Raw genomic sequence first — 25858 nt, forward strand, 5'->3', positions numbered from 1 at the left:
CTTCCCTTTCTGCGCCGACCTCACCCTTGAGCCTGCGCGCGCAGGGTCTCGAAGAGCCGATCGGCCGGCTGGTCAGGGTCGGTCTTCACGTTGCGAAACACCTCATCGACGATGTGTGAGCCGAGCTTCCGGTACGATTCGAATTGCGATTCGTCGAAAAACTGGTCCGCCGTCGATTCGTGCGGAAATGCCGGATGGCTGGCCGCATAATCGAGGATGTCGGTCGGTTCCTGCCCGCTCAGTGAAGGCTTGAGATACAATAGGAGGCCGCTCGGCGCTCCTGGATCCACCAGATCGTAACGGATCCTGCCGATCGCATGGTGACGCTCGCTGAAGGGCGATGAGTTCTGCCGGCGCAGTTTGCTCACGTCCATTTCGATTTCGATCCCCAAATCGATGCGGATCTTTCGAATCGCGTTCCCCAGATCGGAGAATCTCGACAATTGATCGCAGCCGGCATCGCTGACGACGATGATGTGGCAGCGCCTGCGGACCATTTCATAGAGCGCGAGGTTCTCGAAGTGGCCGCCGTCGGAGAGATAGACATATCGCCGCTCGTTATTGGTGAAGCCGAATGCCTCCGACAGGAGGGGGCCGACGGCGAACTCCGGACAGGATCTCTTGTAGGCCGTCCGGCCGGCCTCCCCCGGATTTCCCAGCCACCATCCCAGCCGGATGTTGAACAGCGTCAACAGCAGCGTGACGGCAGGAGAAGAGTGGTAGCCCATGTTCGGGCTTGCGGCGGCTCCCGAGATGGCCAGCGCGGTTCCGATCGTGATGGCTTGATTGACGGCCGGATTCTTTCCATATTCTCGCGTCGGACGGTAGCCCGGCGTCATATTCCCGCTCCCGGAGTGCAGAGGACTGACCGTGAACGACTGCGCCTTTCTTTGCTGCCAGGCGAGATTGCTCCCGTGGACGAGGTTCAAGGCGATGTTGACGACGTGGAACGGTTTCTGAACCGGCTTGCCTGCAGGCGCCAGCTCCGCCATTTGGAAGTTATCGTGCGAATCGAAACCGGTGAAGGCGTTGGGTTCACGATCCCGTCCTCGCGATGCCCCGAGATACGCACGGATGAGGCGATTGCGGTACATGGCATGAAGGGAAAATTTGTTGATGTTGATGTAAAACGACATCAGGATGGCAAAGAGCCCCATCCCGGTCATGAACTGCCCCACCGTATTTGACGAGGCGTTATCCAAGATGACGGAATTGGCCCATGCGAGCAGCATGAGCACCAGCACCACCGTCAGCGGGGCCAGCAGAAGCAGATAACTCTGGACCCCGATCCTCGCCCACCAACTCGGCCGCTCGTCGTCGCGCCGTACCGCGGTTTTTGAACCGAATCCGAAGAGGATGGTCAACAGTCCCGTGATGCCTCCAGCCGACGTGAGCCATCCTGGAATATAGGACAGGATGTGCGGCCCAAAAATCGCGATGCCGGAAATGCCGGACCAGGTGGCTGTTGCAATCAACGCCCAGGATCCTGAACGGCCCCACCATTCCCGGTCGTCATCGCCGGTCGCACGGCTCGAGATACCGATGAAGAGAGCGGCGGCGAGGAGAAACAGCGACAGAAAGGCCGGCACGGCCACGCAGGTGTACCAATTTTCGAACTGAGGCACGTCGTAGAGCGGTTCCGCCTTCATCAGCGCGAGCCACAGCAAGGCGCCGCCGAGTAACCCGCTGAGGGCGATCGTCAAGAGTTCCAGGTACCGCCACATATCGTTCCACGGTCGTCTGAGAATCAAGGCGGCGATCACCCAGGCGACGGTGTGCATGATCGCGGCTCCCGCCGCCAATGTCACCGGGGTAGACAGCCCGTAGAGCGTCATGTGATCGAGCGTGCGGCCCGATTGGAGATACCAGTGCCATGCCAGGGCTAGACACACCGCGCCCACAACGAGGGGAGTGAGGCACAGCGCTAGAAAGGCCGGCTGTCCTTCGATCTGTTTCCAGATAGGGGCTGAACGCAGCTTGTGCAGGCTCGGCCTGCAAACATGCAGATACACCAGATTGATCAATAGGAGCAGGCTTCCCAATGTGGCGGCGGTTCCAGCAATGGCATCTGAATGGGGGATGCGAAGGACCGATCGGTAGAGCAGAGGCCAAGCCAGGAAGGCAAGAAGAAACGGGATGAAGACCAGCCAATTTAGAATCAAGTTTCTCAGATAGGTGCCGACGAGAGTCCACGAGTCAGCGGACAGCAAGCCCAAACGAGGAGTCAAGTAGTTACTGTAGGCGCGAAGGTAAGCGATCGGCAGAGGCTCGATGCAGTCAGGCTTCGGTTCGAAGCGCAATTCATCGGCGACGCCTGCGAGTCCGCGCCGGTGATTGCGGATCCACGCCGACAGCCAACTCCCGATGTATCCCCCTCCCGAGACCGTAGACAGGTAATCGAATCGTTCCAGAACCTTGAGACGGGCCAATCCCTGCATGACGCCCAATGCGAACGTCGCGCTGCGTATGCCGCCCCCGGAGAGACAGAGCGCCATGCGCGGGCGGGTCAACGTATGAATGCGGGAATAGATCGCGGCGAGACGGTCGGCTTCGGACGCCGCCGGCCTGGGGGAAGCCAGCGGACCATGGATGGCGGTGTACTCCTCTTCGAGGACATGGGAAAGGTCAAAGGGGCCGTGTTCGTGAGAATCAGCAGCCATGTGCGCCTGCGATCATTTCGCTTCGAGAAAGCCCACGATGCGATGACGGTACTGCTCTACCACCTTGCGGGCGGCTTTGAGGAGTAAATCGCCATGACAAGGGGTCTTAATTTTGAACAAGGTCGGGATCACACTGACTGCCTGCTGAATCTGCTTCGGCGTCACATCCGTTGAAAAGTCTTTGCGACAGCTCTCCGGCAGATCTTGATACCCGGTCCATTCGGCATCGACGTGTTTCAAGACCACGATCCGCAAATGAGCAAAATCCGGCAACACCACTCCCTGCGTCCTCAAGCTGTGCCAGAGTAGCGTCTGATAGGTATTGGCTCGTTCTTCCATGATCCCCACGATGCGCGACGGATCCTCACGGAATACCTGAAATCCCTTGTCGTTGCCATCCAGCTCCGGGCCTCCCGCATCGAAGGGAAAAGACGTGTCGATAACGATGATGAGCCCGCGCTTGGTGGAACCCTGCGGGATCTTCTTGAGAAAGAGGGTGGTCAGCGATTCTGTCCCGAGATTATCGAACAGCCCCCCGTCCCCGATGTGCATATAGGTCGGGGATCCTTCAATGCGGTAGGTCACCGGCCCGACGACTGGCGGAAAGGACGCCGATGTCGCCACGGCGAGCGACAGCCGGAGATTTCTGTAGTCGGCTCCTACACGTTCGAACGTGAGTGGCAGAAACTGCCGGCTGGCCTTGTCGAGTCCCTTCTGAATGATGGCCATGCCTTCCGGAGTGACGGGCACGGGCCGGTCCGGTTTCTTCAATTCATCGATCAGAATGTCGATGAAATCGTAATCGAAGTCTGCGGCGGGCAGCGTGGTAAAGGCAAAGCGCCGGCCGGAGTTATACACCGTTCCGTTCAGGATGACTCGCGGGATATCTCCACGGTGTTCCCTTTCGTAGACCTGGGCGAATGTCATGTCGTGCAGGAATTGCGCATCCCATACCTCGGAAAGGGAATAGGCCAGTTTGGTCGGGTTGAAGGCACGGAAGTACGCCAACTGCCGAACGACTCCGCGCTCCTGAAAATTGGTCTGCATGGCCGTCTTGTAGCCGGAGAAAAACTCACGATATCGAGGGGACAGTCCTTCCCCTGTCAGCATCGGTTCAGCCCTCGGCGGCTTGTTCGCGATATAGTATGCCGTGGCAAGGCTCCCACCCGACACGCTGGACATATAGCTCACGGTCTCCAGTACGCTCCGCCGCGCGGCGCCTTGCTGGACTGAGGTTTCCGCCAGAGCTTCCAACGCGCCGGCGGCGAACGTCGCCGCACGGCTCCCACCCCCGGACACCGCCAGCCCGACGAGCAGTTCTTGATCCTCCAATGGCGCGAACAGCGCGGCGGCATCTTTTGGTTGAGCGGGCAGGTCGTGGATCTTCGCGAAGCAACCGGTGAGCGTGAGACACAGCAGCGCACCGATAACAACAGGCGAGTCGTTCATAGCTCCATCTCCCATAATGAATGCGGCGTGCCGCAATCGATTCAGCCGGCAGATTCCCGAATGAGCCCGCGGTGCGCCATCGGCCGCCGGGTCTGTTTCACCCGGAAGTAGCAGAACCCTTCGTGCTCGATAAGTTTCCGCGCAATGATGCCTCCTGCAGCTTCCAGGGAAGCCGCCAGGGTTTCGTTTCCTGTTCCGAAGACTCCGGCCCCACGGACGACTTTTCCCACCTCTGCCGTCACGGCGGCTTCTGCTCGCAAGGCGTCGCGCGTCACTCGAGCCAGGGCGTCCAGCGGGATGGGCGGATGATCGGCGCTGAATTCCGGATACGGCGGAATGTCCGGCGGCCACGATATCTGCAGAGCGGTGGCTCCGCTCACCGCTGGAACTTGGAACGCTGCGTCGAAGAAGGCCTCGAGAAAAATCCTGGTCAGATCCGCGGTGATACCCTGCGACGTCACCGCCTTCGCAACGCTGCGCAAGGGACGGTCGGATGTAGAAAGGTCGTGGGAGAGACCTGGAAACATGAATATGTTGCCGTTGCGATCGACGAACCCGCCCGACATGGCGGACTTGTTCGCCGATGCGTGAAGCTGGGCGGCAATGTTCCCGAAATACGCCTTGTTATAGGCGGACAGCAACAGGGTAAAGCGCGACACATCGCGCTCCAGATCATCTTCGTCGAAGTCCAAGTGGGCGTGCCAGCGATTGATGGCGGCAACCACTTTCCGGAGGAGGCTCACATCGAGCCGCCGGTTGGGTGATTCCTCCAACTCGAACACGATGGTCTGCAGGCCGTTCAGGCCGTCGGCTTCCTGTGGTTGCCGGTTCAGCAGATGCTTCACCAGCTTTGCGACGGGATCGACGGTTTCCTGCGCCTCAGAGGTCTGTTTCTTCGGCGGCGCCACACAGGCGACGTATTGTTGGATCGCGCGGTCATCTCCAGCGAGCTTTTCGCGAAATGACGCTCGATGGAGATCCAAGTTCTGCCGAAGATCGAGCACGGAAGATGTGCAAGAGGTCAGGCACAGGAGGCCGGTCAAAGGAAGCAAGCCGCGAAAGAGAGGCATGTGCGTCATCCCATCCACACTGGTTGTTGTCCATGCCCTCGCAGGTAATGTCCGTAAAACGACTCGACCTCTGATCGGCTGCTCGACCGGACCGTGCGGACTAATGTTTTTTGTCCTTTTGCATGATCTTATCCGTCCAGGCCAGGAGAATGGCCGACCCGAGAAACGTCATATGAATGAAAATCTTCCATTTGATGTGTTCGGGATCCTCATTGGCCACGTTGACAAAGGCCTTCAGCAGGTGAATGCTGGAGATCCCAATCAGGGAAGCCGCCAGTTTGACCTTGATCGTGCCGGGGTCCACGTGGCTCAACCAGTCCGGTCTATCGGGATGGCCGTCGAGATCCAGTTTGCTGACGAACGTGGCGTAGCCTCCGATCACGACCATAGTCAGGAGATTGGCGACCATGGTGATATCGATCAGGCCGAGGACGCCGAGCATGAACGTCGTTTCTTCCAGCCGATGGATGTGCGTGATCATTTCCCAGAGTTCGCCCAGAAATTTGTACGCGTACAGCGTTTCTGCGACGATCAACCCTCCGTACAGAGGAGCCTGGATCCAGCGGCTGGCGAACACGACGATTTCGAAGGCGTGCTCGACGGGATGATCCTTGAGATAACGCGCGCTGCGAATGTCATCCTGTTCTAGATGGCCGTCGGACATCACATCTCCTTGGCGGTGGTGCGTGTTGAGTAGGCGCAACGAAGGACTGGCACGATTCGTTGCGGGCGTATCCTAGAGGCAGGCCATCGTCGTGTCAATTGCGTCCGAATGGACCGGGTCATCGCGAGCGACGGAGGCAGCAATGATGCGCTGTCGTCGAGCCGGCAGTTATGTCACATCGGCGCGCGATGAAGGAGCCTTGAAGCTTCCCGCGTACAGCGCGGCCACCTGGGAGCGGCGTCCGATCTGAAGCTTGGAATAGATATTGGCCAGATAATTTTTTACGGTTTTTTCACTTAGATTCAGCTGTCCGGCGATTTCCTTGTTCGTCATGCCGTCCGCCACGAGCGGCAGCAGGCGTTGCTCCTGCGGGGAGAGCAACGGCCGTTTCGACGGCCCTCCCGACGCGGAAGACTGCTTGAGCCACTGCACGCCGTACTTGGTAAGTCGCGGGTCCACCAACGGCTGACCGCAGGCCACGGTTCTGATGGCGCGGATGAGCGCATCGGACGCGATATCCTTCAGTACATAGCCGTGTGCACCGGAGAGGATGGCCTCGAGCACGGTATGATCGTCGGCGAAACTGGTCAGGAACAACACCTTTGTCCCGGGACACGACGAGAGGATTTCTCTCGCGGCCTCGACGCCGCTTCCGTCCGGCAAACGGATATCAAGCAGCACCACATCCGGTTTCAGACGAAGGCTCATGGTCCTCGCCTCCTCCTTTCCGGCCGCCTGTCCCACCACTTTGATGCCTGGCGTGAGACCGAGCACCGCCCCCAGTCCGATCCGGACGACCTCATGATCGTCCACGATGAGCAGCCGTATGACTTTTGATTTTTGAGCGTCCATGTTATTCAACTCCTGGCAGTTCGACGGTGATACAAGTGCCACGACCCGGTGCACTTTCGAGCACCAGCCGCGCGCGGATGTTCTTCGCGCGGGCCGCGATGTTCATCAATCCGTGTCCATGGATGCGCTTCCGTTTGGGGTCGAATCCGATGCCGTCGTCGGAGATCTGCATCACCACGGAGTTCGATTCGCGGCGAAGGGAAACTTGCCGGTTCGCCGCCTGTCCGTGCCGGACGCTGTTGCTCAGCGCCTCCCTGGCGATGTTCAACAATTGTTCCGCCTGCACCGGAGAAATCGCTTCGATGACGCGGTCTTCCACGGCGAGGTCCGCCGCTTTCCGGTCGTTGGAAGAAAATGAATCCACGATTTGGCGCAGGGCTTGCCGGAAATTCATCGAAGGGCTCGGTCCCTGCTTCAGGAGGGCGATGAACGTTCGCACATCCGTCACCAATTGATTGAGTTGGTCGATCGCCTGAGTCATGTAGGTCTTGGACCGGCGAATCGATTGTCCGGCCACGAGTTTCCCGGCTTCCAGTTGCATGCCCACTGCATAGAGCGACTGCAGGATATTGTCGTGGAGGTCTTGACTGAGCCGTTCCCGCGATTCCGATGCCTGTTTCCGTTCCGTGATGTCCTGGACGACCGCCAAGAGCAGGGGGCCAGGATGGTTGGGCATGTCCACTCCGGTGGCGCGGACCGATACCCAGATAGTTTCCCCGGTTTTCTTGATATAGCGCTTTTCCAAGGCATACTCGGACCGCATGCCATGATACAACTCGTCCGTCAGAGCCACGTTTTTCGGGAGGTCGTCGGGATGGATATACAGATGATAGCTGTGTCCGACGACCTCCGATTCCGGATATCCGGTGAGGTCGCAGAATGCTCGGTTGGCCGAAAGCAGGCGTTGCTTATTGTCCAGGATGACGAGTCCCACGGGGGCCTCCTCCACAAACCGCTGCAGACGGGCCTCGCTGACCCGCAACGCCTCCTCAGCCCGTTTTTGCTCGGTAATGTCGGACCCGACTGTCACGACACATTTCACGCCGTTGAGCTCGATCAATTCGGACGAAACCAGGCAACGCCGCAACGAACGTTCCTTCGTATAAAAGTCCATCTCTTGATTGCGCAGCGATCCCGCTGCGACCAGCCGCTTCAGGAAGTCCGCTCGGCTGGACAACGTAGGCCAGAGACCGAGATTGAGGGTCGTCTGCCCAACCACTTCGTCGCGGCGGTACCCGAACAGGCGCAGCGAGGCCTCGTTGATTTCCACGCACCGTCCCGTGTCCAGTTCGGTCACGATGATCGGATGCGGACTCATGCGGAAGGCCTTGCTGAAGCGTTCCTCGCTGGTTCGTAACGCCTCCTCGACCTCCTTCCGGGCCGTGATGTCACGGACGACACAGGCGACAGTGGCTTTGACGAGCCCCGCTGCGGGGATGCGGCTCAAGACAGCGGAAAAATAGTGACGATACCCGCTGATCGCCAAATCATATTCGATCGCTCGGGTCTCGCCGGTGTCCAGCACCTGTCGGATCACTTCCAGATGCGCTCCACCCTGTTCTACGCCAAAGACATCCGTCAGGGCTTTGCCGATAATGTCCCGTCTCGGCAGGGCCAGCATGGCTTCATTCTTCGTCCACACATTGAGATAGGTCCCGGTCTCGTCGAATTCAAATGCAAGGTCATCGAGAGCGTCGAGGAACGACCGGAGCCGGGCTTCACTTTTCACTTGGGCGGCCTCCGCCCGCTTCAGGTCGGATTGGTCCACATACAGACCGACAGCGGTGGATGATCGCCCCGATTCGGCCGGTACGAAGACCGGCCACAACAACAGATCCAGTATGGATCCGTCTTTGCGACACCGCCGGAGTTCGATCGGGCCGGTGATGTCCCCCAGGAGCCCCTGCTCCCAGAGCACAGAGGCCGCGGCTTCCTCGCCATTGGGAATATACGGCAGTTCGCGCCCCAGGACCTCCTCCTCTGTCCAACCGAAGAGACGCGTCGCGGCCTGGTTCCAGGTCGTGATCCGGGCATTCTCATCCAGACTCACGAGGGGAAGCGGAGATTCCCGCACCAGCGTGGAAAGCAGTTGGGTGGTGTGCCGGTGCTCCGTGACATTTTCACAGACGACCATGATGACCAATCCTCGGTGGGGATCGACTGCCGCGCGGGCGCGCTCGTGGACCCACAGCCGGCTGCCGTTCTTCCTGACCTTCCGGATCTCCCATTCGAATGTGTCGCCTGGATGCGAGGAGCACGTCTTCAATTGGCGGTGGATCGTCTCATGATCGCCCGATTCAAACACGGTCAGTACTGATTTCCTGACCAGCTCGTCTCGACGATATCCGAGCTGTTCGGCGCCATAGGTGTTGACGGACAGGACGATGCCGTCGGGAGACAGAATGAAATACATCGAGGGGTTGTTGTCGTAAAGAAACTGAAACTGCTGCTCGCTCTCCCTGAGGGCCTCCTCCGTCCTCTCCCGCTTGCGAAGTGCATGCTCCAGATCATCGACGGTGCGCTGCATGGTCTCGACGATCGTTCGGACTTCCGTCAGGAGGCTGTTCTCAGTGCCGTGTGCCTCGGAGAACGGCGCCGCGGGTCCATTGCTTCGCGCATTCGCACGGGTGGCATGATCGAAAAGCTGTCGAAGGCGTACCAGTTGGGTCTTGAGGGATTCGATCTCGACAGACGAGGGAGAAGATGTCGAAAGCGGACGCTTCAGCATGTACGTGCCCCGCTGCAAACCTCCGACCCTCAAGACACACAGCGGACGCGAATGAAGGTCGAAAGGGACGTTCAGCCCGTTAGCATAGAGCCGGGTGCCTTGTAATTGCTAGGTGGAAGCGGAGGAGGACTCAAATGCACTTCAGGCGACGGTCCGACAAGACGGGTATGCCGGGGAAGTCAGTGTGGGCTTCCCGGATAGGTGGACTGGCTCTCTCGGACGAACCAGGCGACGGCTTCTGTCCTGCGCTTGACGTTGAGCTTCTCAAAAATATTGGCGAGGTAGTTTTTAACCGTCTTATCACTCAAATTAAGTTGCGCGGCGATCTCTTTATTGGTTTTGCCTTCGGCGAGCAATGGAATGATGAGCCGTTCCTGGGGAGACAGGGGGGTACGGGGAGCCGAGGGATGTTCCTGCCCCGGTTGCATACGAATCCAATGCAGGGCTCGTTGCGTGATCCTGGGATCCAGATATCCGCGGCCTTCGGCCACCGCGCGAATGGCCCTCACGAGGTCGTCCGTTCGGACGTCTTTCAGCACGTACCCGTGCGCGCCGCTTCGAACGGCGGAGACCACAGTCGAATCTTCCGCGTAACTGGTCAGGACCAGGATGCGTACCTGAGGGAGCACAGCCAACAATTGGCGGCAGGTATCCAAACCCGAGGCATCCGGGAGCTTCACGTCGAGGAGCACCACCTGCGGCTTCACCCGTGCAACGACGGCCACGGCTTCCGCGACGCTGCCTGCTTCTCCGACGATCTTGAAGTCCTCTTCCAGACCGAGGAGGGAGCGCAAACCGTGGCGTACGACTTCGTGATCATCGACGATGACGATTCTCGTATGGGCTGGTTTCATACAGAGGCGACCATCGGTTCCAAGGTAAACTCCGCGAGTACGCTGGTTCCGCCCCCGGCCTCAGACCGCACGGACAGATGTCCGCCCAGTTTCTTCGCGCGCGCGACCATATTGGCCAAACCGTAGCCTTTTGTACCGACCCGATCCTGCGGAAACCCGATTCCGTCGTCCAGAATATGAAGACGCACCTTGTTCCCTTTGGTATGGAGTGACAAGGTGATGCGGGAGGCTTTGGCATGCCGGACGCAGTTGCTGACCGCCTCTCGGACGATTTTCAAAATTTCCTGTTTCTCTTCGAGCGTTAAAAGCGTCATAGCCTCCGCGTGAATGTCATCGACAATCTGAATTCGGGCCGCCTGGCGGTAGGTGCTGATCAACGTTTGCAGTTCCGATGAGAGGTCGAATTCTTGAACAGTTCCCGATTCGAGCATGCGGACCATACCTCGGACTTCATGAATCAGGGTATTCAACTGTTCAACGACGAAATCCCCCATGCTATTGACATTTTGTGAGACTGATGATTGCTGCCGGCGTGATGTTTCGATTCCCAGGCCGATTGCATAGAGGGATTGAAGCACGACGTCGTGAAGATCGCGGCGAATCAACTCCCTGTCATAAAGCAATGACGTCAATCGTTCCTCGGTGGCCTTGAGAGCGGTGGTAAGTCCCTCTCCTTCATGGAGCAGTTGATTGACGGGGTTCGTCGCCCATGATCGCTGGCCGTCTTCCTGTAAAGGCAGGTATTCTCCAGACTTCTGGTTGCGCTTTTTGTATCCGTCAATGACCTGAAATCCACGTCGTATTGTCACGGTTGGTCTCGTCTCCTCTCGGTTCGGGCGATTTTTCTGAAAGCCCTGGATAGTTCCGTCCCCGCGCGTCGTATGGCGCGCGTACTGATGTTTACGGGATTCCCTCCGTCCCCGTCACCTGGCGTACACGCCAGGTGACGATTGCCGGGCATTTTGGTCATGTGGTGCCTAAATGCTGGCAATTGTCAAAAAACAGGAGGTTCCTATGCAGGTTATGCAGGAAATCCGGCCGATCGAGTTCATGGAGGACGAATTGCTCGTCAAGACTTTGACGGACGAAGACGAACTAAAAGCATCGTTTCATCTGCGTCACCAGGTATTTGCCGAGCGTCTCAAATGGGTCGGATGTAATCAAGACCGACTTGAAATAGATACGTATGATTCCTTTGCCACCTCAGTAGGGCTGTTTGACGGGGCACAACTGCGAGGGGTATTCCGGATGGTGGCTCCGCCTTATCCGTTCATGCTCGAGAGCGAATTTCGTTCCTGCCTGGCTCCCGGAAGTGAGATCAGAAGGGAGCGGGATACGGTCGAAATTACCAGGCTGGCGATCGACCCGACATTATCCGACCGCGGACTCTCAATACGGTTCATGCAGGTTCTTTTTAAAGGGGTATACCAATGGTCGATTCAGAACGACGTGCGCTTTCTCTACATGGTGGTTGAAAAGCGGTTTCTCAGGGTCCTGCGAGGAATGGGATTTTCCTGTGAGGCGATCAGTCAGGCCGTCTGCATTCCTCCGGCTGAAGCGCTGTCCATTGCTGCCGTGCTCGATTGGCAGCGTTTCCGTGAAGTGTGTCCGGTCGAGAACCCTGCCTTCTATAACTGGATTGATATCGTGGATGGATCGACGGTGTTTGAAAAGAGCGGATTTGTGGCGAAGGATGCTAGGGACAACTATACCGAGACTCGCATGCCGCGGAGCCGGTGGGCTCGTGTCAAAGGAAGGCTGGAGACGGAGAAAGGACTGGCTGTGGCCTGATCTCAGGTGGTCCGGACGACGAATGGACTATTCGTCCGCTAACAAGCCGTTTTCGATGGCAAACGCGACAGCCTGAGTCCTCGAATTGACGTCCAATTTCATGAAGATGCTCTCCACATGAAAACGGACCGTCCGCTCGCTAACGCCGATGATACGGGAAATTTCCCAATTTGTTTTTCCCTGTTTCATCCACATCAGCACCGTCATTTCCCGCGGGGAAAGACCTTTGACCCTGTTCGAAACGGGAGTATTGATGTTCGCGATCATAATCCTGTGAAGATAGGGGATGAGATATTCCAACAGGCTCTTGTACCGGATCGTACTTGCCGCGTCCCCCCCGGCAAATGAGAAGAACGTCGCATATCTGCCGGTACGTTCCCGCATGCCGGTGGTCAGTCCGTGCGTCAACCCATAGGACCGGGCTTCCTCGATGAATTCCATCTGTCTTGCAGAACTCTTTCCCGAATAGGTCTGAGTCCACACTTGGGTTTCACACGAGGTTAAAAAAGACTGGAGCACGGGATCAACCGCGGCATATCCGTTCTTGCCGTAGCTGTACAACCAGTCGTTCGAATAGCTGACGTTCAAGACACTGTTGAATTCCTTGAAGTGTCCTTTTGCCGTCAGTTGTGCGACTCCGCCGATGACGCGGGGACAGTCGACGGCCTGTTGAATGAGTTGCAAAAGATGATAGACGTCGTCACCCGTAGAGGCATCCAACGCGTGATGAAGAACTTCAGCGATGTTTTGCGTTTCACGCTTGGACAGGCCGGAGAACAGGTCGGCAGGAAACGGACGACGTTCCTCGATGGGACCGATCGAATTCGACCAGGGCCTATGTCTGGCGATACTGTGCGCGTTCGGGTGTGATGTCCAGTTTCCTCCCCTCTGGATGAAAGGAAACTCTCCGGAAAGCGCACTATCAGAAACCAGATATTCCTGTCCGAGGGGCTCACTCATTGGCAGACTCCCGGGTAAATAATGGTGACCCTGTTCTGAACAGCAAATCGGCCACAGTGTAGGGTAGACTGCTTGCAATATCAACAATTGACATAGGGTTATTCGAAATAGACCAAACAGCCCTATTGATAGGGCTGTTTGGCCCTTGTCGTGAACAGCCGATCCATGTACCTCCAGCCGGCATTCTCAGAATCCCACAACCGGATCGGGAGGGGTTGAGGGTGAATGGTCGCGGCTGGCAGGCGGGCCTGCTGTTATTGGTGTTGATTCATCCGCATCCTGCATCCGGCCAGGCCCTACGGTTTCAACCGCAAAGCGCGTCCGCAGCCGGCCAAGGCAATGCGTTCAGCGCTCAGGCGGATGATCCATCCGCGATTCACTACAATCCTGCAGGGCTCACACAGGTCGAGGGCATGCAGGCGATGTTCGGAACGGTCCTTCTCGGCGGGTCAGTCAAATACAACAGCCCGGGTGGTGTGGATACACGCGGAGATTTCGGAGGTAGTGTCGTATTTCCTCCACCGAGTCATACGTACTTCAGTGCCAATCTCGGATCTCTCGGTGCCAAAACTCTTTCTGCCTTTACCGTGGGGCTCGGATTGACGTCTCCATATGGTCTCAGCACCAGATATCCCGTCGATGGCCCATTCAACACCGCGGTAACCTCGGCAGCGCTGCCGATGATCGATATCAAGCCAACGCTTGCATACAAATTGAACGAAGATCTGTCGTTCGGCATCGGCGCCGATATCTATACGTTCGCCGGTTTTCTGGGAGAGGGCCATGCAGAGCAGCGTCAGATTTGGCCTGGCGGACTCGGTGTGCCGGCAGGGGCCTCGCTCGAGTTCTCCGGCAAAGGGACAGGCGCCGGATTTGTAGCGAGCGCATTGTATACGCCTTTGCGAAATCCCGAAGGCAGGGCGGTGGCTTCCATCGGGCTGGTGTACCACAGTCAGGCATCGGTTCCATTGAACGGCTCCCTACTGGTGAATGGTGGGAAAATTGCCGATGCATCGACCACTATGGTCCTCCCGCAAATCTTCACTGGGGCGATGGCCATCTGGCCCGTCAGGACCACCGAGCGAGAATGGAAGCTGGAACTGGATGTAGACTTCGTCGGGTGGAAATCCATGCGGAATCTCGACGTCCACCTTTCCAACGGCACGACGATTCCTCAACCCCAACAATGGAAGACCGTTCCGGTCGTATCGGTCGGGACCGAATACAGATGGCGTGACCCCTCGTGGCTGACCTCTTGGGAAGTGACGATGCGGACGGGCTACACGTATACGAAAAATCCCGTTCCGGACGCGACGTTCAATCCGGCCATTCTGTCCTTGACGGCTCACACGATTTCGCTTGGCGCCGGATTGCTGTGCAAAGGTGCCGGCCATTTTTTCGGAGTCGTCCCTTGCTCGGGCGAATCAGCGCTGTGGCCGAAGGCGGTCGGCCTTGATGTCGCGTATCAGGAATGGATCTACGAGTCGCGTACCGTGACCGGAAATAACAATCCTACCGTCAACGGACGGTACAATGCGTTCATCCATTTGGGAACCGTCAGTCTGCAGATGAGATATTGAGAACGGGCGAACGTGGGGGATTCGTTGCCAAGTATTCCACGGAAGCAGCTGAGAAATCCTTCGGCTTGATTGACTTCCTTGAAAGAGCACGGTAGGTCAGGAGGCGGTATAGGTCGGAAGATTCTAGGATGCCAGGCTGCGGCGAAGTTCCCGCAATGTTCTTTCATCCAACCCTGCCTGACGCAATGCGTCGTCGCTTGCACGAGTGATATCCTCTACGCTCTGAAAGTGCTTCAACAGCTTGGTCCGTGTAATCGAGCCTACGCCGATAATTTGATCCAGACGGGAGGATACGAGGGTCTTCCCACGCAGCTTGCGATGAAACGTGATCGCAAACCGGTGGGCTTCGTCTCGAATCCGTTGAAGCAGGTGCGTGGCCGGTGACTGAGGCTTGAGAAGAATAGGATTTTTTCTGCCTGCCAAAAAGACCCGCTCGTCTTTATCCCCGCGGGCCTTCGCCAGACCGAGAATCGGCAGATGCGGTTTACCGGCCTGCTTCAGTCCTTCCATGGCCGCAGCGAGCTGGCCGAGACCCCCATCGATGAGCACGAGATCCGGCAGCGCCAGATCCTCGACGGTCCCATACCGGCGGCTCACCACTTCACGCATGCTGGCAAAATCGTTGGCTCCGGTGACCGTGACGATTTTGAAGCGGCGATAATCGGATTTCTTCATCCGGCCCTGCTCCCAGACAACCATGGAGGCGACCGACTGGTTTCCCATCGTGTTCGAAATGTCGAAGCCTTCTATTCGGAGCGGCGGGGCTTCGAGATGCAGGAGCCGTTTGAGTTCGGCTCCGGCCTGACGATCGAGCTCTTCGTCGCGCAAATGCTCGGCCGCCGCCGCTGCGGCATTCTCCTCGGCAAGAAGCACCAGCTGGTGTTTGACGCCCCGCTCGGGAGCGATGAGACGGACCGTTTCGCCGCGCTTCTCCGTGAGCCAGCGGGCGATCAGCTCCGCATCGGGGATCTCCACAGGCACGAGTAATTCTCGGGGAGGCTGGCCGTCCTTATTATAGAACTGCTCGATGGCTGAACGGACCAGTTCTTCGTCCGCCGCATCCGCCGACTCAGGCCAGAAGAAATCTTTGCGTCCGATCAGCAACCCGCCGCGGACGAACAGCAATTGGAGATCGACCGCCGTCCCCTGCCGGGCGATGCCGATGACGTCCTGATCGGCCGAGACAACCTGTGTGATCCGCTGTTTTTCGAGCGTGCGCTCGATCTTGAACAAACGGTCGCGCAGGCGGGCTGCCTCTTCGAATTCCTCGCGACCGGCATGCGCTTCCATCCGGCTCCGCAGATCCTCGACGAGCTCCCGATCCTTCCCCTCGAGGAAATTTCTGACCTGCTTGACGATGGCATGGTAGTCGGCTTTGGACTGTTGGCCGGTGCAGGGAGCCATGCAGCGCTTGATCTCGAATTCAATGCATGCTCGTTCGGCATGGCCGTCGATATCGATGGTACATGTTGCCAGTGGAAATGCTCTCTTGATGACCTTCAGCGTTTCGCGCAATGCTCCGGCCGGTGTGTAGGGTCCATAATACAGGGCACCGTCTTTCTGGACCCGACGAACGATCGACAGGCGTGGGAAGTTATCTTTTACCGGCAGCCGCAGATAGGGATATTGCTTGTCGTCCCGCAGCACCACATTGAACCGCGGCCGGTGGCGCTTCACCAGATTACTTTCGAGGATAAGCGCTTCCAGTTCGGATCGTGTCACCATCGTTTCCAGATCGGCGACCTGCCCGACCATCAGCGATGTTTTCGCCGAGTGATCTGTGCCTTTCTGAAAATACGATCGGACCCGATCGGACAAGACGGCTGCTTTCCCGATATACAACGGCTCACCGGCGGCATTTCGAAAAAGATAGACGCCGGGTCGATCCGGCACATGTGCGAGCTTGGATTGCAGAAGGTCTTTCGTCATGGATTCACCGGCCATCCGTCAGGATACCAGGAAGTGGGGACGATTGCCCCCGGGAACGGAAGAGAAGAGGAATTGGAGAGGGACTATCGCAATGCCCGCAGGAATGAGGCGCTCAGCGTACCGCGGGCGACCTCGGCGACCGGTCCGGTCATGGTCAGATCGAAATCCGGCGCGACGTCGATATTGAGCGAGCCTCCAGGCATGTCGACGCGGACCGGGCTCTTGACCAGTCCCAGGCGAACGGCGGCACTCGCTGCCGCACAGGATGAGGACCCAGAGGCTTGGGTTTCACCCGCGCCGCGCTCCCAGATGAGGATGAAGAGTTTCTTCGGACCAGTGGGAACGGCAAGCTGGACGTTCGTCCGCCTGGGGAAAATGGAATGGTGTTCCAGCGCCGGCCCGAGGGCCAAAAGATCCTCACGCGTCCAGGATTGACCGGCTGATTTGAAGACGACGCAATGAGGATTGCCGACGCTCACTCCGGTAAAGTTCAAGGACCGGCCGGCAGCCTGGATTGGCTGGCGGATCAGTTCATCCGCGCGGAGTGTGCAGGGCAACGCACCGGGGGAGAACGTGGCACGGCCCATTTCAACTGTGACAGAGGATGCGTCGCGGCGTGCATCGAGATGCAGATCGACCGTGACCAGTCCGCCCTTCGTCTCGACAGTGAAGTGTGTCTTCTTGGTTCTGCCCGTCGCATGGAGGTACCGGGCGAAAATGCGCAGACCGTTTCCTGACTTTTCCGCTTCGCTTCCGTCCGGATTGAAGATGCGGAGTCCGAAATCGGCGCTCTTGGACGGTACCGGAACCAGAATCCCGTCGCTGCCCAGCCCCCAATGACGATTGCAGATCAATGCGACGGTCTTGCTTTTCAACGCGAAGGTCAATTCCTTCGGGTCCATGACCAGATAGTCGTTTCCCAGCCCGTGCCCGCGAAAAAACCCATTCTTCATCGAAGGCTCCTTCCAAACGGCGTTCTGCTAAAAAAACGAACGACAATACTCGGTCCGACGTGAATCCGTCAATGGAACGGGACGGCCGATCCGATGGCGGTCGATCACACGATCGTGATGTCAGGCGGCCGTTCGATCAATTCGACCTCATAGCCGTCGGGCGCGTCGATGAAAATGAATCGGCTTCCGGAGGATGTCACGGTCGGCCCATCGGTGATCCGAATGCCCTGCGCCTTCAGCGAGGACATCGTGTCGTCGAGGTCGTCAACTTGAAAGGCAAGATGCACGAGGTCTTCCTGCACCTTCACGGGACCGCTGGCGGGAAAGCTGCAGAGTTCAATCAATTCCTCGCTGTTGGGCACCCGCAGGAATGCCAGCTGGGAACCACGGGGAGAGGTCTTGCGTTCGACCACCTGCAAACCGAGCACGTCCGTGTAGAAAGCGATGGTATGATCCATATTGCTGACCCGCATTCTGGTATGCAACAGCTTCATCACGCGCATCGCTAGATCTCCTCGGCCCGCATCCCCGGTCCGGTTGTTTTTCTGAGAAGGATTTCCGCAGAACCATCAATCAGGAGGTTCGGAAGAGGCCCGATCTCCTGATAACCGTGCCTGCGGTAGAAACGGCGGGCCGGTTGGTTGAAGTCCGATACGCAGATGAAGAGATTCGTGGCTCTGGCGAATACCAGCGACTCGACATGTTCGAGTAGGCGACTTCCCACTCCGCGTCCCCTGGCCCGTGCAGCCACGCCGAACAGTTCCAGATAATCTCCGAGAAGAAAGTGGCGTCTGACCACGGCGATCGCTGCGACGACACCCGCATCATCAGGCAGGACATAACTCTCGCGCCCGGCAGGGATCGGCGCGAAATATCGATCCCAGTCCGCCATCCGATGACCGAGACGTTTCCATGGCTCTGAGCCGAGCAGGAGGCCGATGACCGCATGACGATCCTCCGCCGTCATCGCTCTGATAGGAGGCGGCATCAGCGGTTCGTCTGCCGGCATGCGAGGACATCCGTGACGGTCATGGGAATCAGGTGGCGCTGCGGCAGTACCTGTTCGGCCAGATGGGCGACCGCCTCATAGGTGTATCGGCCTTTCCCGTTGGCATGCAGCACGACGATACTGCCTTTGCGAGTGAGGCGGGAGAGCCGGTGATCGATCTGTTCCAGTGAGAGGGTGGGGTCGGGATCCCCCGACACGACGTTCCAAAGGATGAACTGAAGTCCCAGGTTTTTGACCAGATCGACGGTGTGATCGTTGAACTCGCCGTACGGCGGGCGAAAGAGAGACGTCGCCCGTCCATATTTCGTTTTGAGCACACGGACGGGTGCCAGGATTTCCTGTTGCTGTTCGTCGAGTGTATGCATGGGAAGGTGCGCGTGCACGTCGCCGTGGGTGCCCACCTCGAAGTACGGAATCCCTAGGAGGAATTTGACTTCAGTGTCGTGCCGCGCCATCCATCGGCCGGACATGAAGAATGTTGCGGGAATTTTATGTTCGACCAAATAGTCGATGACTCGTTGATCATAGCCGCTGCCATTGCGGACAGGGCAGAGATCGAACGTCAAGGCGACTCCGGGACAGGCCGGAGGGCCGCTGGTGAGGACTTCACCGCAGGCGGATCGTGCAAGGACCACGGCAAGGAGAACTGTCCCAAGGGCCAATCGGAGGATAGGCATCGTCGTCAGTATACCCGACCGCACGCTTGACGGCGAATTTTCGCCGCTGGTACGGTATCTTCATGGCATTGCCTGATTGGGAAATCGGACGGGCGCTCGGCATACCGATACGGATCCACGCGTCGTGGTTCCTCGTATTTTTCTTCATGAGTTGGACCTTGGCGACAGGCTATCTCCCGGATGCCTTGCCCGGTCTATCCCACGAACGGTATTGGGGAATGGGAGCCGTCGCGGCCCTGCTCCTGTTCTTGTCAGTTCTGCTTCATGAACTGGGCCACTCCTACGTCGCCAAGCGATATCACATCCCCATCGCCCAAATCACGCTCTTCATTTTTGGCGGGGTGGCGCATATGGGAAAGGAACCGCCCCATCCCCGTGCGGAGTTTCTCATTGCCATCGCAGGACCGGCCGTAAGCTTCGTGCTGGGCGTACTATGCCTTACGTTGGCGATGACGGCGGATACGGTGTTTCCAGGGCCGTCAGTGCGGGGTTTCGTTGTGCTGGGAGGTTTGCTGGGCATGGTCAATGTCCAATTGGGGCTGTTCAATCTTATCCCTGGGTTTCCGTTGGACGGCGGTCGAATGTTACGGGCGGGACTATGGGCATGGAGCAAAAATCTTTATCGTGCCACCGGTCATGCCGCCATGTTCGGCCTCTGGTGCGGCGTCTTGTTTTGCCTGATTGGAGCCTGGATCGTCGGAGAATCTCTGTTCGGAGGGGGTGAGCAGTCGGTGGCCGGTAATGGAGGCTGGCTGTTGTTCATCGGTGCGTTCCTGTTCAGCGCCGCTTGGAATGCGAGGAAGCAGGCGTCCCTCCGTATGGCGTTGGAAGCCACGACCGTTGAGGAAGTCATGGTCCGGACGCCGTTGGTCATCCCATCACATCTGACGGTTCGCGCGGCCGTCGATGACTATTTCGTCGCTCACGGCTTCAGTGGATTTCCCGTGGCCGAGGGGGATTCCGTGACAGGTGTGATCACTGTGGACGATCTCCAGCGGGTGCCGCAAGCCCTCTGGGATTGGCGGACGGTGCGGGATGTGATGAGCCCGGCTTCCCCGGATCTGTTCGTGACCAGGGATCGGACGGTCAAGCAGGCGCTTGATCGCATGGCCAGAACCGGCCGGGATCGGCTTGTGGTGATGGAAGAAGAGCGACCGGTCGGCCTCATCACACAATCGTCGGTCGTGACGTTTTTTCAGTTACATCGAAATGGCCGGGCGCAGAAGAAGCCGGACACCTGAACGGCTACCCATCCGCCTTGGCCACCGAGATATTCTGTGCGATGGCAATCCGAATGAGATGCACCACGAGAAGAAATCCATATACCACGCAGAAGAATTTGAAGGTGACACGATAGAAATCCATCAATAGGACAGGAAGGCAGAGCGCAAACAGGAGGCTCGCGATCAAGGTCATAAACGTCAGGCGCCGGCAGAATTCATGCGACGCTTCCTTCCCGATCGGCTTGAGGGCTCTCGCATAGCGCTCAGCGCGCTGGAGCCTGGCTTCATAGAGAGAGCGTTCACCGAAGCCCCAATAGCGGAGGTAGAAGTATCCTGCAACAATCCACAGCCATGGCATCGCCCACAACGGCCAGTAGGTCCCGCCATGATATGTGTCGCTGCTGATCAATGTGGCGAATGACGGAGCATAGAGCAATCCCAACACCAGAGGGAGGACGCGTTCATCACGAGGACGTTCCCCTGCGGGCCCGCCGTGGATCAGTTCCTTCTCGAATAGAGGGTAGCCGTACTTGAGAACCACGAGTGCGATCGCCGCGCTCATGGTCTTGTCCGGAATATACCGGATCCAGTTCTGAAGCCAGTTGACGATCCACCAACCGATGCTGTCGGCCCATGTCAGGCCGATCAGTGACTCGATGGACTGGTGGACCATGTGTTCCCATTCCAGCACGCGCGTGCTCAGCGTGTCGGCCAGATCCGGATTGAGGGAAAAGATCGAGTGTTCATTCAGGGCAGCCTGGACGAAGGTCCCCGGCACGCTCATGACCAGTGCGCCGCCGACGCCGAACGCATAGAGGAACCAGGCGTGCGAGAGTGCGGAACTTTTTCCGGTCCTGAGATACTTCTGAAATCCTCCCTGCCGTGCCATCCAGCCCCAATACAGAGCCCCGGTCATACTTACGAGCGACCAGGGAAAAATCACGACGTCTGCTCCCGACTCGGGAAATAGGAGCCAATTCACGATGGAGTTGGAGAGTAGGGCGGCCGTAGCTCCCCACCACGGACCGAGCAGGAAAGCTACGAGCGCCGTTCCGGTCATATCGAGAAAGAGGATGCTCTCCAGATGACGGCTCAGCGTCAATCCCACATAGTTCAAGAGAAGGCCGGCGGCCACGATCACACCGGTTTCATACATCAGAAGATAGGAGGTTCCGCGCAGGGGACGTGACGAAAAGAAATCAATCACCGGCGCGGGGTCCGGCAAGGCTCGTTCCGCCGCAGAATGCGCTTTGCGCTCTTGTCCCGACTTGAGCCGGTTCTGAATGTCGAGCAGCTTTTCCATCATGGACAGCATAGCGGCGACGAAGCCGGCAATGGTGCCGCCCAACATCAACAGATCTTTTCCGAAGTCGTCGAACATCTTCCGAAGGTCTCCGATGGTGGTTCATTGTAGCCAGGTCGGCACGCCCTCGCCAGAAAAAGCCCGGAAGCCGACAGCGGCAGACCTGCTCCGGATGCATTACAGCGACATGCCGGGAGTCTTGGACAGGACGGGGTCGGGCACCCGGATCCGTTGCTGCAGCGAGTGGGCGACAACGGCTCCAAAGAGGAGCAGCGTGGCAGAATAATACAGCCAGAGAAGGAGGAGAATGACTTCCAACAATGAGCCATAGAGGTCGTACAGCGCGGCGTATTCGGCATAGTTCGTAAACAGCAATTTTGCCGAGACCCACAGGAGGCTGAACGTGAGGGCTCCGATCATGGCTTCGCGCCACCCGGGAGGGCGGCGGGGTACGAAGCGGTAGAGTGCCGTGACGGTGAGAAAGGCCAGCAGAAACGGAAGCGTATAGGTCAGGAAAAAATCATGAGCCGTCAAGGCCAGGAGGTCGAGCCCCCAGAAATGGGGGATATAACTGGTGATGATGTTGACGGTCTGCGTGGCGACGTACGAGACGACGAGCAACAGTCCGACCGCTCCAAGGGAGGCGACAGAAATAATCGTCGAAATCAGCGGATGGCGTTGCCAGCGGCTTTCGAATACGACATTCAGGGCGTAGTCGAGCTCGTAGAAGACCAGCGTGCCGAACCAGGCAAAGGACAAAAAGACGAGCCAGCGCACCGTGTCCAATTCGCTCACGCGCTGCAACTCCACGGCCAGCTTGGCGCCGAGAGTCGGGAGAAAGCCTTTCAAGAAGCTGAGGAGCACTTGCGCCCCGATGACATCCTGACTGACGATGAAACTGACGCCGTACAGCAGGAGAAAGACGAGCGGGAAGAGCGAGAGCAACGAGAAAAATGCGAGGGACGCCGCGAGGCTGCCGCATCCTTGTCTTAAGAACGATGTGAGGAAGTCTTTGAGCAGACGCCAGAGTTCCATTGGCCGCCACCTCTGATGGAATCACTCAGCCTAGCACGGCTGGCGCAGTGATGCACGGGCGGTCAGCCTGTGTTATTTGAGCGGAAGGACCGACTGCACCGCCAGACTTACCAGAGGATTCGGGAACAGTCCGAAGATGATGACTCCGGCGACTGCGCAGGCCAAGACGATCGAGAGGGCCGGGGAAGGCACCAGCCGCGGAGGATCAACCACCGATGCATCCGGTTCGCGCATATACATGACCATGACGATCCGCATGTAGTAGTAGGCGGACACCGCGGCGAAGATCAAGGCGATGACGGCCAACCACGTCAGCCCGGCATCGACCGCCGCCATGAAGACATAGAACTTTCCGATGAACCCGGCGGTAGGAGGAATGCCGGCGAGCGAGACCATGAACACGAGCATGAGGAACGCCGCCATCGGTTGACGTTTTGCCAGTCCGGTGAAATCCTCGATCTCCTCGCCTTCTATTCCACCGGTACGGAACATCGCAATCACGGCAAACGCTCCCAGGGTCATGAAGGCGTACAGGACGAGATAGAGCATGACACTGGCGATTCCCGTCGTCCCTCCCGACTCGCTCATACTGCGACCGGCCGCCACGATGCCGATCAAGGCATACCCGGCATGCGCGATGCTCGAATAGGCCAGCATCCGTTTGATGTTGGTCTGCACGATTGCCACCAGGTTTCCGAGCACCAACGTGGCGAGACACAGCAGAAGGAACAGCGCGGACCAGTTGGCCTTGAGCCCGCCGAGTCCTTCCACGAACACGCGCAGGAAGGCTGCGAAGCTGGCGGCTTTGGATGCGACGGCCATGAAGGCCGTGACGGATGTCGGCGCTCCCTGATAGACATCGGGCGTCCACATATGGAACGGCACGACCGCAAGCTTGAACGCAAATCCCACTGCGATCAGGATGGTCCCGATGAGCAGCAATGGATCATCGAAGCCGCGGGATCCTATGGCTCCCGCGATGACAGAAAGTCTGGTGCCTCCCGTCACTCCATATAAGAGAGAGATGCCGTACAGCAAGAGACCCGACGAAAAGGCCCCGAGGACGAAATATTTGGCCGACGCTTCCAATGACCGTGCCGAAGACCGTTTGAGTCCCGCCATGATATACAGCGACAGAGACATCAGTTCGGTCCCGAGATAAATCGTGAGCAGATCGGTTCCGGACACCATGACCATCATCCCCGAAAGCGACAGCAGGATGAACCCGTAATATTCACCGAGCTGAAGTCGCTCGACTTTGAGGTAGGGCATCGACATGAGAATGGTCATGCCGGTCACGACATACAGCATCAGTTTCCAGAAGCGCGCATAGCCATCGACGACGACGAGGTCGTTGAATGCCTGCACCCGCACGTTCATTGATCCGATCTGGCCGCCGGTGAGCCCGATGCACAAGGCCAGCGACCCGAGACTCAGCCATGCCAGCAATTCCTTGCGCGACGGTTTCGTCACGGGATCGAGGATAAGCACCAGGCAGGCTGCCGCGACAATCACCAGCTCGGGAAGAAGGACCAACAGGTCGGCGCCGAATGAAGTCATGGCAACCGTTCTCCTTCCAAATGCATCGCCGGTGGAGAGACGAGCGCGGAGACCGGAACTCCGGCAGATGGATGCGTCGTCGGAGCGACTTTGGCCCTGGCCATGGCCTCAAGGGTCTTATCAACGCTGGCGTGCATGCGGAGAAGGACCGGGTTCGGGTACAGGCCGATCCAAAAGACCAGAATCACGAGGGGCGCGAGGATGCCCAGTTCACGATGATTCAAATCGGTCAATTTGGGCAGATGGCCGGGAGACGGGACGCCGAATGCGACGCGTTGGATCATCCACAGCATGTAGGACGCAGCGAGGATCACCCCGAGAGAGGCAACGGCCGCCGCCGCCTTGCTCCACAGGAACGTGCCGACCAGGACCAAAAATTCTCCGACAAAGCTGTTGGTGGCGGGGAGGCCGAGAGACGACAGTGAGAAAATCACTAGAAACGTGGCGTAGCGCGGCATCGGATTCGCGAGGCCCGTATTGTCGGCGATCAGGCGGCTGTGCGTGCGTTCATAGATGATCCCGACACACAGAAACAGCCCTCCGGTGGTGATCCCGTGATTGATCATTTGCATCACGGCGCCCTCGATCCCCTGCTGGTTCAGCACGAATAGACCAAGCGTGACGAATCCCATATGGCTGACGCTCGAGTAGGCGATCAGCTTCTTGAGATCCGTCTGCGCCAAGGCCATGTACGCTCCGTAGATGATCGCGACGATCGAGAGCAGCGCCATCACCGGGGTCATGACCCGGCTGGCATCCGGGAGCATCGGCAGGCTGAATCGCAGGAATCCGTATGTGCCCATCTTGAGGAGCACGCTGGCGAGAATGACGCTGCCGGCAGTCGGCGCCTCCACGTGAGCGTCGGGCAACCAGGTGTGGAAGGGAAACATCGGGACTTTCACGGCAAACGCGGCGAAAAAGGCAAGGAACAACCAGGTCTGAAGCGGGCCCGGATAGGTCACCTGGCTTAACGCAAGGATGTCGAACGTCCGGCCGCCATAGAAATACAGCACCAGAATGGCCACGAGCAGCAAGATACTTCCTGCGAGCGTATACAGGAAAAATTTAATCGCTGCATACAACCGGTTCGGTCCTCCCCAGACACCGATCAGAAGATACATCGGTATCAGCATCGCTTCCCAAAAGACATAAAAGAGCACGAAGTCCAACGCGGCGAATACCCCCAACATAGCGGTTTCCATGACCAGCAGCACCGCCATGAAACTTCGGACGCTGACCGTAATCGCCGTCCAGGAGACCAAAACGCACAAAGGCATGAGGGCGGCCGTCATGAGCACCAGCGGAAGACTGATCCCATCCAACCCCAGGCTGTAATGGATGGGCGGAGTCTTGATCCAGGCGACATGTTCGACGAACTGCATTTGACTGGAGTGCGCGTCGAAAAGCCACCACAGCGGGATTGCCAGGACCAGATCGGCAATCGTCACGCCGAGGGCGATCCAGCGAGCGGACGATTCTTTGGCACAAGCGATCGCTGCGGCTCCCGCGAGCGGAAGGAAGATCAGAACCGTGAGCCATGGAAAGCCGGTCGAAGACATTA

The 25858-nt window shown here is 58.2% G+C and carries 21 protein-coding genes; 3 read left to right on the forward strand and 18 right to left on the reverse strand.

Annotation, left to right across the window (positions count from 1 at the left end; all coding sequences use genetic code 11):
* Positions 1 to 20: 20 nt before the first annotated feature.
* The 8 genes from W02_RS14030 to W02_RS14065 form a co-directional block, all read right to left on the reverse strand.
* The gene (locus W02_RS14030) at positions 21 to 2660 is read right to left on the reverse strand and encodes a patatin-like phospholipase family protein (RefSeq protein ID WP_197742020.1); all 2640 of its coding nucleotides are present in this window, start codon (positions 2658 to 2660) and stop codon (positions 21 to 23) included.
* Positions 2661 to 2672: 12 nt separating this feature from the next.
* Complete coding sequence (locus tag W02_RS14035) at positions 2673 to 4109, reverse strand: patatin-like phospholipase family protein (RefSeq protein WP_173048749.1); 1437 nt, start codon at positions 4107 to 4109, stop codon at positions 2673 to 2675.
* A 41-nt stretch (positions 4110 to 4150) separates the two neighbouring features.
* The gene (locus W02_RS14040; RefSeq protein WP_173048752.1) at positions 4151 to 5179 is read right to left on the reverse strand and encodes a hypothetical protein; all 1029 of its coding nucleotides are present in this window, start codon (positions 5177 to 5179) and stop codon (positions 4151 to 4153) included.
* A gap of 100 nt (positions 5180 to 5279) precedes the next feature.
* Positions 5280 to 5843, reverse strand: coding sequence for a TIGR00645 family protein (locus W02_RS14045; protein WP_173048754.1), 564 nt, complete (start codon positions 5841 to 5843; stop codon positions 5280 to 5282).
* A gap of 168 nt (positions 5844 to 6011) precedes the next feature.
* Positions 6012 to 6695, reverse strand: a complete 684-nt coding sequence (locus W02_RS14050) for a response regulator transcription factor (RefSeq protein WP_173048755.1) — start codon at positions 6693 to 6695, stop codon at positions 6012 to 6014.
* A 1-nt stretch (position 6696) separates the two neighbouring features.
* Entirely contained in the window at positions 6697 to 9423 is a 2727-nt protein-coding gene (locus W02_RS14055; RefSeq protein ID WP_173048757.1) for a PAS domain S-box protein, read from the reverse strand.
* Between the two features lie 179 nt (positions 9424 to 9602).
* Complete coding sequence (locus tag W02_RS14060) at positions 9603 to 10277, reverse strand: response regulator transcription factor (protein ID WP_173048759.1); 675 nt, start codon at positions 10275 to 10277, stop codon at positions 9603 to 9605.
* Positions 10274 to 11086: a sensor histidine kinase gene (locus tag W02_RS14065; RefSeq protein WP_173048761.1), complete on the reverse strand. Its 813-nt coding sequence runs from the start codon at positions 11084 to 11086 to the stop codon at positions 10274 to 10276. The genes W02_RS14060 and W02_RS14065 overlap by 4 nt, the downstream gene beginning before the upstream one ends.
* A gap of 205 nt (positions 11087 to 11291) precedes the next feature.
* Between W02_RS14065 and W02_RS14070 the strand changes: the two genes are divergently transcribed.
* A complete protein-coding gene (locus tag W02_RS14070) occupies positions 11292 to 12068 on the forward strand; it encodes an acyl-homoserine-lactone synthase (protein ID WP_173048763.1) in 777 nt (258 codons plus the stop codon).
* 27 nt (positions 12069 to 12095) lie between these two features.
* On the opposite strand, the gene W02_RS14075 is transcribed toward W02_RS14070, so the two are convergent.
* Complete coding sequence (locus W02_RS14075; RefSeq protein WP_173048765.1) at positions 12096 to 13028, reverse strand: LuxR family transcriptional regulator; 933 nt, start codon at positions 13026 to 13028, stop codon at positions 12096 to 12098.
* A 221-nt stretch (positions 13029 to 13249) separates the two neighbouring features.
* Between W02_RS14075 and W02_RS14080 the strand changes: the two genes are divergently transcribed.
* Positions 13250 to 14608, forward strand: a complete 1359-nt coding sequence (locus tag W02_RS14080; protein WP_232068549.1) for an OmpP1/FadL family transporter — start codon at positions 13250 to 13252, stop codon at positions 14606 to 14608.
* Positions 14609 to 14731: 123 nt separating this feature from the next.
* Here W02_RS14080 and uvrC read toward each other — a convergent pair whose 3' ends face one another.
* The 5 genes from uvrC to W02_RS14105 form a co-directional block, all read right to left on the reverse strand.
* The gene (gene uvrC / locus W02_RS14085; RefSeq protein WP_173048767.1) at positions 14732 to 16537 is read right to left on the reverse strand and encodes an excinuclease ABC subunit UvrC; all 1806 of its coding nucleotides are present in this window, start codon (positions 16535 to 16537) and stop codon (positions 14732 to 14734) included.
* Positions 16538 to 16620: 83 nt separating this feature from the next.
* Positions 16621 to 17490 carry a diaminopimelate epimerase gene (dapF, locus tag W02_RS14090; protein ID WP_173048769.1) on the reverse strand — a complete coding sequence of 290 codons (870 nt, stop codon included), beginning with the start codon at positions 17488 to 17490 and terminating at the stop codon, positions 16621 to 16623.
* Between the two features lie 104 nt (positions 17491 to 17594).
* Positions 17595 to 17993 (reverse strand): VOC family protein, encoded by a 399-nt coding sequence (locus tag W02_RS14095; RefSeq protein ID WP_173048771.1) that lies wholly within the window; start codon positions 17991 to 17993, stop codon positions 17595 to 17597.
* Positions 17994 to 17995: 2 nt separating this feature from the next.
* Positions 17996 to 18499, reverse strand: a complete 504-nt coding sequence (locus W02_RS14100) for a GNAT family N-acetyltransferase (RefSeq protein ID WP_173048773.1) — start codon at positions 18497 to 18499, stop codon at positions 17996 to 17998.
* On the reverse strand, positions 18478 to 19176 hold the full coding sequence (locus W02_RS14105; RefSeq protein ID WP_173048775.1) for a polysaccharide deacetylase family protein: 699 nt from the start codon (positions 19174 to 19176) through the stop codon (positions 18478 to 18480). Before W02_RS14105 ends, W02_RS14100 begins: the two co-directional genes overlap by 22 nt.
* A 62-nt stretch (positions 19177 to 19238) precedes the next feature.
* On the opposite strand from W02_RS14105, the gene W02_RS14110 reads away from it, so the two are divergent.
* Positions 19239 to 20417 (forward strand): site-2 protease family protein, encoded by a 1179-nt coding sequence (locus W02_RS14110; protein ID WP_173048777.1) that lies wholly within the window; start codon positions 19239 to 19241, stop codon positions 20415 to 20417.
* 4 nt (positions 20418 to 20421) lie between these two features.
* Here the strand turns inward: W02_RS14110 and W02_RS14115 are convergent, their stop codons facing one another.
* The 4 genes from W02_RS14115 to W02_RS14130 form a co-directional block, all read right to left on the reverse strand.
* Positions 20422 to 21780 (reverse strand): hypothetical protein, encoded by a 1359-nt coding sequence (locus W02_RS14115; protein ID WP_173048779.1) that lies wholly within the window; start codon positions 21778 to 21780, stop codon positions 20422 to 20424.
* Positions 21781 to 21879: 99 nt separating this feature from the next.
* On the reverse strand, positions 21880 to 22737 hold the full coding sequence (locus W02_RS14120; protein WP_173048781.1) for a YihY/virulence factor BrkB family protein: 858 nt from the start codon (positions 22735 to 22737) through the stop codon (positions 21880 to 21882).
* A 72-nt stretch (positions 22738 to 22809) separates the two neighbouring features.
* Positions 22810 to 24297, reverse strand: a complete 1488-nt coding sequence (locus tag W02_RS14125; protein WP_173048783.1) for an NADH-quinone oxidoreductase subunit N — start codon at positions 24295 to 24297, stop codon at positions 22810 to 22812.
* Entirely contained in the window at positions 24294 to 25856 is a 1563-nt protein-coding gene (locus tag W02_RS14130) for an NADH-quinone oxidoreductase subunit M (protein ID WP_173048785.1), read from the reverse strand. Before W02_RS14130 ends, W02_RS14125 begins: the two co-directional genes overlap by 4 nt.
* Positions 25857 to 25858 lie beyond the last annotated feature (2 nt).

The organism is Nitrospira sp. KM1, from assembly GCF_011405515.1.
GTDB lineage: Bacteria > Nitrospirota > Nitrospiria > Nitrospirales > Nitrospiraceae > Nitrospira_C.